This is a genomic window from Enterococcus sp. S53, from assembly GCF_016516865.1.
Taxonomy (GTDB): domain Bacteria; phylum Bacillota; class Bacilli; order Lactobacillales; family Enterococcaceae; genus Enterococcus_D; species Enterococcus_D innesii.
The window spans coordinates 118,294-132,307 of record NZ_JACVUH010000003.1; the positions used below are offsets into that span (position 1 = coordinate 118,294).

Sequence of the window (14,014 nt, forward strand, 5' to 3'; positions counted from 1 at the left end):
AGCCGATGAAAAGATTTGCTTAAAAAAAGACTCTCTTACATTGACGATCGTAAGAGAGTTTTTCATTCAATCTTTTAAAAACAGCTACCCAAGTTCTTCAGCAGTTCCCCGCTCAAAATAAAGAAAATAGCGATTGCTGATCACTGACACAATCCCAATCATAACCAACAAGCCCCCTGATAGGATCATCTGCATCCCTGCTGTTTCATTGCCGCTGACTAGTATCAGCAAGCGTGATGCATAAGGTGCTAACGTGACTCCTAAGTTGTAAGCAACGATCGAGACGACCGTGCCAAACTTAGCTTCCGCTTCACCACCAGTCGTCAGTAAGTGGGTGAAAAAAGGCATGATGCTGCGAAAGGCAAAGCCTAATAATAAAGAACAACCCAAGAGTAGCCCCACCGTCTGCAAGGGATAGGTCAAATAGATGCTGCTTCCTGCAAGCAATGCCGCAATGGGCAGCAACCAGCGATGTAAGCGACTGTATATCAAGCCAAAGGCATTGCCGGCGATAAATGCCCCCGTCGCAATGGCGGCAATCATGTTACTGCCTTCGGTGGCGTCCCCGATTCCTTTTTCCAACAACAACGGTGTGATCTGTAAATTGTAATTGATAAACAAGACAACGATTAGAAACAAGAGCACACCCAAAACGAATGATCGCTGTTTCCGTTCTTTTGAAACCGTGACGTTCGCCAATAACGTCTCATTAGTCACAGCCTGTGTTTCGTTGGGAATAAATAGCTGGACAAAGAAGAGACTGATCAGGGCAAAGCCATAAACCAAGAAGGACATTTCCCAACTAATCTTCACTAGCTGTCCTACGAGCAAAGTCATAAAGATACCACCTAAACCACCGACGGCACTTTCTAATCCAAGAGCTTTGGCTTTCTTTTGCGGCTCATTTTGAAACAGCAAACTAATCATTTGAATCGCCAAACGATTGAATAAGCCGATCCCGAAGCCAAGAATCCCTCGAGAAAGAAACAAGACGGGAAAGCTCCCCTGATACCATGCCGGCAGCGTGCCAAAAATCGCCACAATGACCAATCCGGTGACCATCGTGTATTTTTTGCCGATCCTTTTTTCGATCATGCTAGTAGTAAAAATCCCCAGCAAAAGAAACAATGACGGAATCGTGGTCAGTAACCCAATGTAGACCGCATCAACTTCTGGAAAGCTTGCCGCAATCGCTGGGACATTGGCAGAAATCGCCGGTGCCGAATAGACGACCATTGCCACCGACAACAGTGCCAACAACTTCATAGAAAAAAATTTCATAAATACCCCTTTCCTTAAAAACACCTTTTCTTCCTTGTCTCTGAACCCAATAGTCCAAGATGACAAGTGATCCTTTCACTACCTTATTATTCGCTAGATTATCCTCGTTGACCAATGCTTAACGCGCTTGGGCTTTATGCTTGAAAAGCATTGGTCTTCTGTATTTTGCTGCAAATCATCACCGATTGTTTGCGAAAAAACCTTGCAGTCTGTTTTTCTGCAAGGTTTCCTTCGATCATTCATTTTTTAACAATCATATCAGCTACACAAGACACCCTAAGAGAACTTATTTCTGCAGCTGTTCTATGACATCTTTCGTAATTTCCTCAGCAGTGATACCAAGTTCAGATAAAACGTCTGCTGCCCGGTAATTATCATAAAATTTCTTTTCTAAGCCATAGTTTTTGACGGCAATCTCACGATCACCCAGGTAGCTGGCAATCATTTGTCCATAGCCACCCTCTCGTATACCATCTTCCAACGTGACAACGAGTTTGTGCGATCGTGCCACAGCATCCAACAACTCTTTGTCGACCCCTGAAATAAACTTAGGATTGATCACCGTTGGCGTAATTCCATGTTGCATCTTCAATTGATCTGCGATCTCTTCCGCTAGCGCATAAAAGTTCCCAACACCGACGATGGCTACCTGCGTGCCAGCTTGAGTCACTTCATTTTTTTGATCGCTATAGTCAGTAGAGACTGCTACTGCCGTTTCGTTGACAGGTCCAACCGGTACCCGGATCGCAACTGGTGCGTTGGTTTGTTCCAGCGACCAATCCAACATTGCCAGATATTCTTCTTTAGAGGTTGGCGCAAGATAAATAAGGTTGGGAATATGTGCCAAAAATGGAATATCAAAAATTCCCAAATGGCTCTCGTCATTCATGCCGTGAATCGATGCACCATATACCAAAATCGTTCCAGGCAGATGATTTAAGGACAAATCATGGGAAATTTGATCAAAACTACGTTGCATAAAGGTAGAAAAAACGGCCCAGACAGGTTTTGCTCCATTTTTTGCTAACCCAGCAACCATCGATACCGCATGTTCTTCTGCAATACCCACATCTACAAATTGTTTGCCTGCTTTTTCTCTTTGTTCCGGAGAAAAAAGCAGCATCGGTGTACCAGCGTTTACTGCCACGACTTTAGGATCTGTCGCCATTTTTTCTAATAAATAATCCGTCGTTAAGCTGTTGTAGGTTACTTGATTGCCGCCAGCAGAAATATATTCGCCGGTTTCTAAACTAAAGGGACCGCCTGCATGAAACTTTTCACGATTTTCTTCCGCAAACTTGAAGCCTTTGCCTTTGATCGTATGAATGTGTAATAAAACAGGATGATCAACATCTTTCACTTTTTCAAATAAAGCGATCAATGCAGCGAGGTCATTTCCTTCATCTAAATAATGGTACTCAAAACCAATCGCTTTGAACAGATTGTCTGCTGCTTGCCCCTTGGTTTCCCGCAATGCCCGCAAATTCTGGTACATCCCTCCATGGTTTTCTGCAATCGATTGGTCATTGTCGTTGAGGATCACGATAGTATTGGTGCCTAATTCCACGATATTGTTCAAGCCTTCAAACGCTAAGCCACCTGATAGAGAACCATCGCCAATCACGGCAACGACATTATACGTTTCATTTTTTAGGTCACGGGCTTTCGCCACACCATTTGCTAACGAAACTGAGGTGGAGGTATGACCGACCGTAAAGAGATCGTGCTCGCTTTCTTTCGGATTCGTGTAACCAGAAACCGCATCATACTGCGCAGCATCAAGAAAGGCATGGGCGCGTCCCGTCAACATTTTATGGATATAGGTCTGATGAGACACATCAAAAATCAGCTTATCTGTGGGAGAATCAAAGACTTTATGCAACGCGATCGTCATCTCAACCATCCCCAGATTGGGGCCATTATGCCCCCCATGGTGACTGATTTTTTCCAATAAAGCAGTTCGTGCTTCTACTACCAGTTCTTGAAGTTGCCCACTGGTCAATTCTTTTAACTCTTTGGGGCTTTTGATTTTTTCTAATAACATGTACGTACCTCCTGTAGAAATGTTTGAATGGTTCGTGTGTTTACTCACAAGGAAAAAGACACGAAGTCGAAATGAGTGGATCGTTTTCTAGAATGAAAAAAAGCGGCAATCGGAGCTAGACGCTCTTTTTAGAATTCCTATCAAACCGAGAAATAGCAAGTTATCCTAAAGGGAAATCGTGATTTTTTGAGTTTCAACAATCGCTGCTCATTTCTTCTATCTAAAAAGATACCACCTAGAGTTAACTTTAGGTCAAGCACTTTTTGAAACATTTTGAACAAAGTGAGGCTGATTTTTTCTAATACATATTCCTAGAGGTTCATTTGATATGTCATAGTAAATTATAAAAAACTGCCATTAAACAGGATCCATTCCCTGCTTAATGGCAGTTTGCTTATTTCCGATACATCTTCAATTCCAAGAACAAATCATTATAGATGCCCAGATACTCAGCACCTAAGTTTTCATAGACTTCGAGGTGTTCCATCAATTCATCGGATGGATAGAATTGTTCGTCTTCGGTGATCTCGTCTGGCAGTAATGCCATGGCTGCTTGGTTAGGTGTGGAATAGCCGATGTATTCTGCGTTTTGTGCAGCGTTCTCGGGTTCCAGCATAAAGTTCAAGAAGGCGTAGGCGCCGGCTTCGTTTTGTGAGGTCTTAGGAATGACCATATTATCGAACCACAGGTTGGAGCCTTCTGAAGGGATCACGTAATGAATGTGCTCGTTCTCGTACATCATGTCGGCTGCTTCCCCAGAAAATGTGACCGCAACCGATGCTTCTTCATTGGCCATGTACATCTTGATTTCATCTGCAACGATGGCTTTGATGTTTGGGGTCATGGTCCGAAGCTTATTGAATGCCTCTTGCAGCTGATCATCGTCTTTGCTGTTTAGAGAATAGCCTAAGCTGTCCAAACCTAATCCCATTACTTCACGCGCGCCATCGATCAGCATGATGCTATTTGCTAATTCGGGTTTCCAAAGATCGTCCCATTGGGTGATTTCACCTTCATCAAAGAACTTATCGTTATAGACGATCCCCAGTGTTCCCCAGAAATAAGGGATCGAATATTGATTGCCAGGATCAAAACTCAGGTCCAAAAAGCGAGGGTCGATATTGTCTAGCCCTTTGATTTTGCTGTGATCCAATGGTTTTAAAAGATTTTGTTCCATCATTTTCTCAATCATGTATTCACTCGGTATGGCGATGTCATAAGACGTACCGCCTTGTTGGATCTTCGTGAACATCGCTTCATTTGAGTCAAAGGTTTCATAATTGACTTTGTAGCCTGTCTCCTCTTCAAACTTACTGATCAAATCAGGGTCGATGTAGTCGCCCCAGTTGTAGATGTTGACGACCTCAGCGCCTGCCATACCAGAGGAGCGTTCCAATTGACGGACACCAAAGAGCAAGATCAGGACGATCGCAACAATACCGATAATCAGAGATTGTAGTCGTTTCATCGCAGATTTGCCACCTCCACACGGCGGTTTTTACGCAATTTCTTCGCGCCGTTTTCTTTACTGATAAAGTAATAGCCTACCACCAGGATCATGGAGAATAAGAAGACAAGTGTGCTTAATGCATTGATTTCTAAACTGATTCCTTGACGTGCTCTAGAATAGATCTCTACCGATAAGGTACTAAAGCCATTGCCTGTCACAAAGAATGTCACGGCAAAATCATCGAGTGAATAAGTAAATGCCATGAAATAGCCGGCGATGATGCCCGGCGTCAAGAAAGGCAAAATGATATTTTTAATGACTTGAAAATTATTCGCGCCTAAATCACGGGCAGCGTCGATCATTGAATCGTTCATCTCTTGCAGTTTCGGCAAGACCATCAAGACCACGATCGGGATACTAAAGGCGATATGCGAAAGCAACACGCTGAAAAAGCCTAAGCTAAACCCACGGAACAAGTTGCCGATCATCGTAAAGAAAATCAAGAAGCTGGCACCGATGATGACATCTGGTGAAACCAACAAAATATTATTCAAACTCAACAATGCCGTTCTCGTTCGACGTTTGCGGGTATAGTAGATGCCCATCGCACCAAATGTGCCGATGATCGTTGCCAGTAATGCTGATAAAAATGCCAGCATAAAGGTGTTCAACACGATGATCATCAAGCGGGTATCTTGAAAGACGGATTGGTAATGTTCAAAAGTGAAACCCGTAAAAGCATTCATGGTGCCTCCTTCATTGAAGGAATAGAAAATCAAATAAAAGATCGGCACGTACAAAAGAATAAAGACGACGATCAGATAAAGATTGGACCAGCGAAATTTTTTCATTTACGTTGCCCTCCTTTTTTCTTTTCTCCCGTAAACAACATCACGAGGAACATGGCGATGATCAAAATGACGCCGATGGTCGAACCCATGCCCCAGTTTTGGGTAACGAGAAAGTGCTGCTCGATCGCTGTACCAAGCGTGATCACGCGATTGCCCCCAATCAAACGGGTCAACATGAAGAGGGAGAGCGACGGAATGAAGACGGCTTGGACGCCGCTTTTCACACCGTTTAACGACAGAGGGAAAATCACTCGTCGGAAAGTATCATAGCTGTTTGCCCCTAAATCGCGACTGGCACTGATCAAAGAGGGATTCATTTCTTCTAAGGCATTAAAAATCGGCATGATCATAAAGGGCAGTTCGATATAGACGGCAACCGTCAAAAAGCTGAAGTCGGTAAACAAAATCTGCTTTGGTCCAACACCCATGATTTCTAGGAAGTTGTTGACACTGCCATGAATGCCGAAAATCCCAATAAACGCATAGGCTTTTAACAATAAGTTGACCCACGTCGGTAAGATGATCAGCAGCAGCCACAAATCTTTGTGACGCAGCTTAGTTAAGAAATAGGCTGTCGGGTAGCTGATCACTAAGGTAATCAAGGTGATCAAAAAGGCATACCAAACCGAGTTTAAGGTCATGATCAAATATTTGCCAGAACCTAAGTAGCTTTGATAGTTGACCAGCGAAAAGTTGCCGTTCATATCAAAAAAGGATTGGTAGATGATCAATAAGACTGGTGCAATAACAAATAGCAATAACCAAAAGACATAGGGTATCGCATAAAAACGACGCATTTTCGTCATTAGCTTTCCCTCCTAATCTTCGTAGCTCTCTAAACGAGCATCAAAATCTTCTTCGGACTCATTGAAACGCATGACGTGGATATCTTCTGGTTCAAAGGAAAGCCCGATCTTGCTTCCTTCAGTAGCTTTTCTTGTAGAGTGAACCATCCATTCGTTGCCTTGTTCGTCATAACAAATGATCTCGTAATGCACGCCTCGGAACAATTGCGTGTCTACTTCAACGACCAGCTTGCCATTTTCCGCCGTCGTCAAATTCAAATCTTCTGGACGGATCACGATCTCAACGGCTTCATTCGGCCGCATCCCGCCATCTACACATTCAAATTGCTTGCCGACAAACTCCACTAAGTTGTCTTCGATCATCGTGCCTGTGACGATGTTGCTTTCACCGACAAAATCCGCCACGAAATGGTTGATTGGTTCATCGTAGATATCCACTGGTGTGCCGCTTTGGACGATCTTCCCTTTGTTCATAACGAAAATCTCATCACTCATGGCCAACGCTTCTTCTTGGTCATGGGTGACAAAAATAAAGGTGATGCCTAGTCGCTGCTGCAATTCCCGCAGCTCGTATTGCATGTCAGTTCGCAATTTCAAGTCCAATGCGGACAATGGTTCATCAAGAAGCAATACTTTGGGTTCATTGACGATCGCTCGTGCGATTGCGACCCGTTGGCGTTGACCTCCTGACATTTCGCTGATTTCACGATTCTCGTAACCAGGAAGTTGTACTAACCGTAACGCTTCTAAGACTTTTCTATTCACTTCATCTTTTGGTAATTTTTTGATTCGCAGACCAAATGCCACATTTTCAAAAACGTTCATATGTGGGAATAAGGCATAATCTTGAAAGACAGTATTCACTTGCCGTTGATTGGCAGGAACGTCATTGATTCTTTGTCCATCAAAATAAACGTCGCCTTCTGTTGCGTCCGAAAAACCCGCAATGATACGTAAAATAGTTGTTTTTCCACAACCTGAAGGACCTAACAATGTATAAAAGCGACCTTCTTCAATATCAAAACTCACTTTTTTCAAAACTGTTTCATCATCATCAAATCGCTTCACCACATTGTTGAATGAAATTATTGTTTTTCCCACACTCTTTCCTCCTGTACTATAAATAAGAATCTGTCACAACTACAAGCACACGGCTTTTTTTGCCCGCAATATTTTTTAATTGATGCGGCTCAGTCGCCTGATAATAAATCGATTGGCCTTTACGAGCCTTGTACTGCGTTTCTCCAAGTGTCAACGCCACACTGCCCTCTAAGACATAGATAAATGTTTCTGCTAATGATGGTTCAAAGGTCTTGTATTCGCCCGCTTTATCAAAAGTCAGCAAGACTGGCTCCATTTCTTTTTCATTGGAATCGGGAATCAGCCACTTCAATTCATAGCCATTTTCTTCATCATAATAAAGCGTACTGTCTTCTTCGCGATAAACCACTTGATGCTGCGCATTTTCTTCTCGGAAAAATTCCTCTGGTGTCACGCCTAAAACTTCTAAGATCGTAAAAAAAGTTTCCATAGAAGGCGAACTCAAATCACGTTCCAACTGTGAGATATAGCCTTTCGTCAAATCGGTCCGCTCGCCTAATTCTTCTTGGGTCAAATTCTTTTGAACGCGCAAATTGCGCAGCTTCTCGCCAATCTCCATGTTCATTCCCCCTTTGATTGACACAACTTCAAATAAAAAAGTTTGCTATAAGTAAACTTCATGTTTAATTTCACTTTTTCTAGTATACAAATAATTGCAAAAAACACAAGCCTTTTTTCTGTATTTCTTTGAATTCTTTTCTTCCTGATCAAAAAAAGGAGTGACGCTAAATGCTTGTGCTATAAAGGAAAGGATTGGCGATCCCGTCATTTTCGCTTTTCACAGGTTTAAAAGAACAGCTTCTATTTTAACGAAGAAAAGGTAGATTTAATAATGATCTGTTTTTGCTGATTTTTTGATAAGAAGCCCTGCCTTTTCTTGCTTCACTGGTTAAAAAAATAAAACTTATGGTATTATGAGTACAAACCATCAAAGGAGTGTCTGAAATGACGAATTTCTCTACCTTTCGTGTCATGAATGAACCAAATTTTACTGCTTCACTCACAACTGCAACCCTTGACGAGCTGCCAGCAGGCGATGTGCTTGTCCGTGTTGATTACTCAGATGTCAATTACAAAGATGCCTTGGCAGCAAAAGAAAATGGCGGCGTGATCCGTACGTATCCGATGACGCCGGGAATCGATTTAGCAGGGGAAGTCGTGGACAGTCAGTCTGCTGATTTTGCCCCAGGCGACCAAGTCTTAGTGACAGGTTATGGCTTAGGGGTTTCTCACCCAGGCGGTTACAGTCAATTTCAACGGGTCCCAGCCGAGTGGCTCGTGAAACGTTCTGCTGGTTTTTCAGCAAAAGACAGTATGACTTATGGCACTGCTGGGTTCACAGCAGCTTTAGCGGTGCAAGAATTAGAACAGCTGCACTTAGCAAAAGACGCTGCTATTTTGGTGACAGGTGCGAGCGGTGGCGTCGGCAGTGTCAGCATTGCTTTATTGAAAAAACTGGGCTATACAAATATAGTGGCGCTATCTCGGAAAACCGATGCGCAATGGTTGTTGGACCTAGGCGCAGCAAAAATCGTCAGTCCTGATGAAGTGGTACCCGAAAAGGTCAAACCATTAGCAAAACAATCGTTTGCAGCGGTCATCGATACTGTTGGCGGTCCATTGCTTGCGGCAGTGCTTCCGCAAATCGCTTATGGGGGCGGTGCCTTCTTATGCGGCAATGCTGGTGGAATCAAAATCGAAACGACTGTCTTACCCTTTATTTTGCGTGGGATTCGCGTAATTGGGATCGATTCAGTCAATGTTTCCCATGAGATCCGCACGGCATTATGGGAGAAATTAGCGGGTGAGTGGAATGTGATCGATCAGCTTTACACGAAAGCCATCACTTTGGAAGACTTGCCAGAAACGTTGGCAGCTTTATTAGCTGGCACGCACCAGGGACGAACGATCGTTGAGGTGTCACAAGGGCAATGAGAATTTTGATTACGGCTGGCGGTACTTCTGAAAAAATCGATGATGTCCGTGCAATCACGAATCATTCCACGGGTTCACTTGGTCAAGCGATTGCCAAGGAATGGCTGCAGTCCCCTGAGGTGACCATCGATTACGTTACGACGAAAACTGCCAAGCAACCGCCGACCGATCCACGCGTTACCTGTCATTTCATTGAAGGGACCACGGACTTGTTGGCGCAATTGACCGATTTATTGACGACCCATTCGTATGCTGCCGTGATCCACAGTATGGCAGTTAGTGATTTTACCCCTGCTGCTCATTTTTCAGAAGCAGCCTTTTATGAAGCAATCAACGATGCCCTACCGACTTATGACAACCAGGTCACTCCGGCATTGATGGCACACGTGCTCGCACAATCTGAAGCAACGGCAGGCAAAGTTTCTTCCAATACTGATCATTTGTTTTTAGTGTTGAAGAAAACCCCGAAAGTGATCCAAACCATCAAAGCATTACAGCCGACAACCTTATTAGTCGGATTCAAATTATTAGTAGACGTCGCAGAAGACGAGTTGTTTGCGGTCGCACGAAAAAGTTTACTGGCTAGCCAAGCGGACTATGTGTTGGCCAACGACTTGACGCAAATTTCAGGAAACCAGCATGTTGGCCACCTTTTGACACAAGAAGGACAAATCGGGACTGGTCGCACAAAAGCTGAGATTGCAACCTTGATCGTTGACACATTACGCAATGACCTGCGTGCTTAGCTAGATGTTTTTTTAGAAAAGGAGAAAGAATCATGAAACAAAAACACGTTCTGCTTGGCGTCAGCGGCAGTATCTCTGCATACAAAGCAGCCGACCTGACCAATGAATTAACCAAAAAGGGCTATGCAGTGGATGTCTTAATGACTCAAAATAGCACACAATTTATTACGCCTTTGACGTTACAGTCATTATCCAAACGCCCGATCCATGTGGATGTTATGCAAGAGCGCCAACCAGATCGGATCAACCATATTGAACTAGCCAAACAAGCCGATCTTTTCTTGCTCGCCCCAGCCAGTGCCAACAGTATTGGCAAGCTGGCGCATGGTTTAGCCGATGATTTGATCTCAACAGTTGCCTTAGCGTTGCCGTTATCCGTGCCCCGCTTGATTGCGCCAGCCATGAATACCGTCATGTATGAAAACCCGATTGTTCAAAGAAATTTGGGGATTTTGAAAGAAGTCGGCTTCCAAGAGATTGAACCCCGTGAAGCGTTACTGGCTTGCGGTGATTTCGGCAGAGGCGCATTAGCAGCAACAGAAACGATTCTTGAAAAAGCATTGACTGCTTTGGAAGTACGGAGTGTCTAACAATGAAAAAAATATCAACTTTTGAACTTGTCTTAACAGCTTTCTTTTTAGGAATCTTGATTCTTTTAGCATCGGTACCCTTTCTTGGGTTTATTCCCTTAGGACCAATCAATGCGACAACGATGCACATTCCTGTCATCATTGCTTCCATTGTATTGGGCCCTCGGATCGGCGGCTTTTTAGGTGGCGCCTTTGGGATCATCAGTATGGTGCGTTCGACGTGGATCATCACCCCGCTTTCTTTTGTCTTCTCTCCTTTCGTACCGATTTATGGGAGTGATCAAGGAAGCTGGAAAGCGATCCTCGTAGCGCTGATTCCCCGTATTTTGATTGGTGTCGTTCCTTACTTTGTTTATAAGGGCTGTCAAAAAATCTGGAAAAACAAACAGCAAAGTCTCTCGCTACTGATTGCTGGTGTTGCTGGAGGCTTGACGAATACGATTCTGGTAATGAACTTGATCTACTTCTTGTTCCAGCAAGAATATGCGGAGGTTGTGGGGAAAGCTGGCAATGCTGTCTATGCAGCGATTTTAGGTGTAATCTTCGCCCAAGGTGTACCTGAAGCCATTGTAGCGGGAATCGCCACGATGGCAGTTGGAACCGTCCTTTTGCGCTTAGTCATGAACCGCAAAAAAAATCGTATCTAAAAAAATAGCGACCGCCCAAAGTTAGCTTTTTGGCTAACTTAGGCGGTCGCTTCCCTTTTGAGTGACTCATAGACTTCGCACTTGGAGTGCTTCGACAAGCTCTTGATACTGCTCTTGGGTCAAATACTCTTCATAAAATGTCAGATAATCATCGATATCTGCTTGGGTCAAATAAGGCAGCTCTTGCTTGATTTGCAGCAGCAGTTCTTCAAACTCCTCATCACTCAGCATATAAGAAGACCAATCATCGGCTTCATCATAGCTATCCCAGTACTCATCATCATAATCATTTTCATCCCCATCGTCATAGCTGTCATCCCAGCCATAATCATAGGGAGAAAACAATTCTTCTGGGTCAATCAATTCTTCCGCTGTGGGAATCGCAACCGCAGTATCACTTTTCTTCCCTGTAAAAGTCACCGTGGCTCCGATAGTGGTTTGCAGCTCATCTGCTTGCACGAAGTGAAAAGCCATTTTCTGCTGATTTGTTTTCGTATTGACGGTCATAGCTAAGTCAAACTGCTCGACTTCTTCCAGCATCGTTTCTAATTCGGCGACTTGCTTTTGATCAGCGCCGTGTTCTTGAGCATAGGTTGCATAATCTGCCAATTCTTCTTTGGTAAACGTGTGGCTGATCGTATCTCCATCTCTTTTGAAAGCATCCGGTTCAAAGGTTTTCAAATAGTCTGCAAATGTCTCATTATGAAAAAGACTGTTCATGGTAAAGAGGTTTTCAGGCTCTTTTTCTGCTTCGGTCGTCCCCTCGTCGTCCTCTGCAAAAGTTCCTTCGCCAAAGTAAGAATCTAAGGTTTCTTGATCGATGCGCAGGTATTTGCCCTCATATTCCCCAGCGTCTGGTTTTGTTCCATAACTGTCATCACCAAATGCGCTGATATACCCTTGCAGTGTTTCATAGATTTCAGCTGACACATATGCTTCTTGTTTTTCTGGATCGACGATCAGCTTGATCGGCAGCTCCTGCCCCCCAAAAGCGACTGCCAGGTTGAGTAAAATCGCTTTGGTTTCTTTGTCTTGGACGAAGTCCCCTTTAAATGACGAGCCGACTAACTGTGACATCAACATAGAGGCGTACCTATCGGCTTCTTGACCGTATTCGCTGCTATTGCCTATCTCAAAGGTATCGATCGTCGCTTGGAATTCACCAGCATTCGTTGCTTGCTGATTCGTCAACTGTTCGGCAAACTGTTCTTGCGGTAATTTCGTACAACCACCGAAAAGAAAGGCGAACCCAACAAACAAAATGACGCGTCCCCACTTTTTCATCCTGCTCACTCCTTTTCGTTTATTGTACCGAAGACTGCGAAAGCTTACAATCCTAAGCTCTTTTTATTAGCTCTCATGAAAAAAAGATTGCCCCTCGGGACAATCTTTTCGCTAATCTATTCTTCGCCGATGATTCGGACTTCTGTTTCTAAGGTGACATCAAAGGTTTCTTTGATGACTTGTTGGATATGAGCGATCAGTTCAACGTAATCCGTGGCTGTTGCTTGATCGACATTCACGATAAAGCCCGCATGTTTTTCCGAAATTTGGGCTCCGCCCCATTTCAATCCTTGTAAGCCTGCATCTTGGATCAGCTTGCCGGTAAAATGACCGACTGGGCGTTTGAAGACACTCCCACATGAGGGGTATTCTAGCGGTTGCTTCAATTGCCGCAATTCTGTCAGTTCATCCATCCGCTTTTTGATTTGTTCTTGATCGCCTTTTGCTAAATCAAAGCGACTGCTCAAAATAATCATCTTTTGCTCTTGCAATTTGCTATGACGATAAGCAAATTCCATTTCTTCCTTGGTATAAGTCACGATTTGACCATTAGCCAGCAAAACGTCGCAGGACGCGAAGACATCTTGGATCTCGCCATCATAGGCGCCAGCATTCATAAAGACGGCACCGCCGACACTGCCGGGGATCCCGCAGGCAAATTCAAAACCAGTCAACGATTCATGCAAAGCGACATAGGTAGTATCGATCAACTTTGCTCCAGCATCGACGATCAAAGAAGTGCCGTCCACCACGATTTGGTTCATTTCTGATAGCATGATCACCACGCCACGAATACCACCGTCACGGACGATCAAGTTGCTGGCATTTCCTAAGACGATCCAAGGAATCGCTTGTTCTCGGCAATAATCAAGCAGCTGTTTGGCTTCATCTGCTGTTTTGGGAAAAGCCAAAATGTCTGCCGGTCCACCAGTTTTTGTATACGTATAGTTCAATAAGGGTTCATCTTTTAATAAGGCAATTTCAGGGAATTGCGCAATCATCAAGTCTTTATTCACGAGAAGGTTTCCTTTCACAATAAACATCTCACTTATTTTAGCATGTTCAAGGAAAAGTTGCTACCTCTGGTGAATCAAAGAAAAGCTTAATAATCGAATGACCTATAAGCGCCTCTTTTCGAATGACCTGATTAATAAAGAGTAAGCTTCAAAAAAAGTGTTTTGTTATTTCAGATAATCGTTCTTTCATCTCCGTAGTGACTTTATCGACTACTTCTAAGTTGCTGCGATGCAAGAAGTCCACACTGCAAATATGCTGACAA

13 protein-coding genes are annotated in these 14,014 nt (G+C 43.8%); 4 read left to right on the forward strand and 9 right to left on the reverse strand.

All coding sequences use genetic code 11. From position 1 onward, the window contains the following. Window positions 1-84: 84 nt before the first annotated feature. The 7 genes from IAE45_RS05915 to IAE45_RS05945 form a co-directional block, all read right to left on the reverse strand. Entirely contained in the window at window positions 85-1,281 is a 1,197-nt protein-coding gene (locus IAE45_RS05915) for an MFS transporter (RefSeq protein ID WP_200125396.1), read from the reverse strand. Between the two features lie 286 nt (window positions 1,282-1,567). After that, complete coding sequence (locus tag IAE45_RS05920) at window positions 1,568-3,325, reverse strand: 1-deoxy-D-xylulose-5-phosphate synthase (RefSeq protein ID WP_096741607.1); 1,758 nt, start codon at window positions 3,323-3,325, stop codon at window positions 1,568-1,570. 394 nt (window positions 3,326-3,719) lie between these two features. Beyond that, window positions 3,720-4,793 (reverse strand): ABC transporter substrate-binding protein, encoded by a 1,074-nt coding sequence (locus IAE45_RS05925; protein ID WP_195266534.1) that lies wholly within the window; start codon window positions 4,791-4,793, stop codon window positions 3,720-3,722. Continuing rightward, window positions 4,790-5,626, reverse strand: coding sequence for an ABC transporter permease (locus tag IAE45_RS05930; protein ID WP_005228535.1), 837 nt, complete (start codon window positions 5,624-5,626; stop codon window positions 4,790-4,792). The genes IAE45_RS05925 and IAE45_RS05930 overlap by 4 nt, the downstream gene beginning before the upstream one ends. Further along, window positions 5,623-6,432, reverse strand: coding sequence for an ABC transporter permease (locus tag IAE45_RS05935; RefSeq protein ID WP_005234157.1), 810 nt, complete (start codon window positions 6,430-6,432; stop codon window positions 5,623-5,625). The genes IAE45_RS05930 and IAE45_RS05935 overlap by 4 nt, the downstream gene beginning before the upstream one ends. A 12-nt stretch (window positions 6,433-6,444) precedes the next feature. Further along, a complete protein-coding gene (locus IAE45_RS05940; protein WP_077451918.1) occupies window positions 6,445-7,533 on the reverse strand; it encodes an ABC transporter ATP-binding protein in 1,089 nt (362 codons plus the stop codon). A 16-nt stretch (window positions 7,534-7,549) separates the two neighbouring features. Further along, window positions 7,550-8,092 (reverse strand): helix-turn-helix domain-containing protein, encoded by a 543-nt coding sequence (locus tag IAE45_RS05945; RefSeq protein WP_015510239.1) that lies wholly within the window; start codon window positions 8,090-8,092, stop codon window positions 7,550-7,552. Window positions 8,093-8,478: 386 nt separating this feature from the next. Between IAE45_RS05945 and IAE45_RS05950 the strand changes: the two genes are divergently transcribed. The 4 genes from IAE45_RS05950 to IAE45_RS05965 are packed head-to-tail and all read left to right on the forward strand — an operon-like array spanning window position 8,479 to window position 11,451. Beyond that, window positions 8,479-9,468, forward strand: coding sequence for an acrylyl-CoA reductase family protein (locus tag IAE45_RS05950; RefSeq protein WP_077451920.1), 990 nt, complete (start codon window positions 8,479-8,481; stop codon window positions 9,466-9,468). Continuing rightward, a complete protein-coding gene (coaB, locus tag IAE45_RS05955) occupies window positions 9,465-10,214 on the forward strand; it encodes a phosphopantothenate--cysteine ligase (protein WP_081117960.1) in 750 nt (249 codons plus the stop codon). Before IAE45_RS05950 ends, coaB begins: the two co-directional genes overlap by 4 nt. 32 nt (window positions 10,215-10,246) lie before the next feature. Continuing rightward, window positions 10,247-10,804 (forward strand): phosphopantothenoylcysteine decarboxylase, encoded by a 558-nt coding sequence (coaC, locus tag IAE45_RS05960; RefSeq protein ID WP_008380717.1) that lies wholly within the window; start codon window positions 10,247-10,249, stop codon window positions 10,802-10,804. Between the two features lie 2 nt (window positions 10,805-10,806). Next, window positions 10,807-11,451 carry an ECF transporter S component gene (locus IAE45_RS05965; protein ID WP_005228527.1) on the forward strand — a complete coding sequence of 215 codons (645 nt, stop codon included), beginning with the start codon at window positions 10,807-10,809 and terminating at the stop codon, window positions 11,449-11,451. A 66-nt stretch (window positions 11,452-11,517) separates the two neighbouring features. Here the strand turns inward: IAE45_RS05965 and IAE45_RS05970 are convergent, their stop codons facing one another. Then, entirely contained in the window at window positions 11,518-12,735 is a 1,218-nt protein-coding gene (locus tag IAE45_RS05970; protein WP_200125398.1) for a hypothetical protein, read from the reverse strand. Between the two features lie 116 nt (window positions 12,736-12,851). Continuing rightward, window positions 12,852-13,736 carry a UDP-N-acetylmuramate dehydrogenase gene (gene murB / locus IAE45_RS05975; RefSeq protein WP_371875350.1) on the reverse strand — a complete coding sequence of 295 codons (885 nt, stop codon included), beginning with the start codon at window positions 13,734-13,736 and terminating at the stop codon, window positions 12,852-12,854. Window positions 13,737-14,014 lie beyond the last annotated feature (278 nt).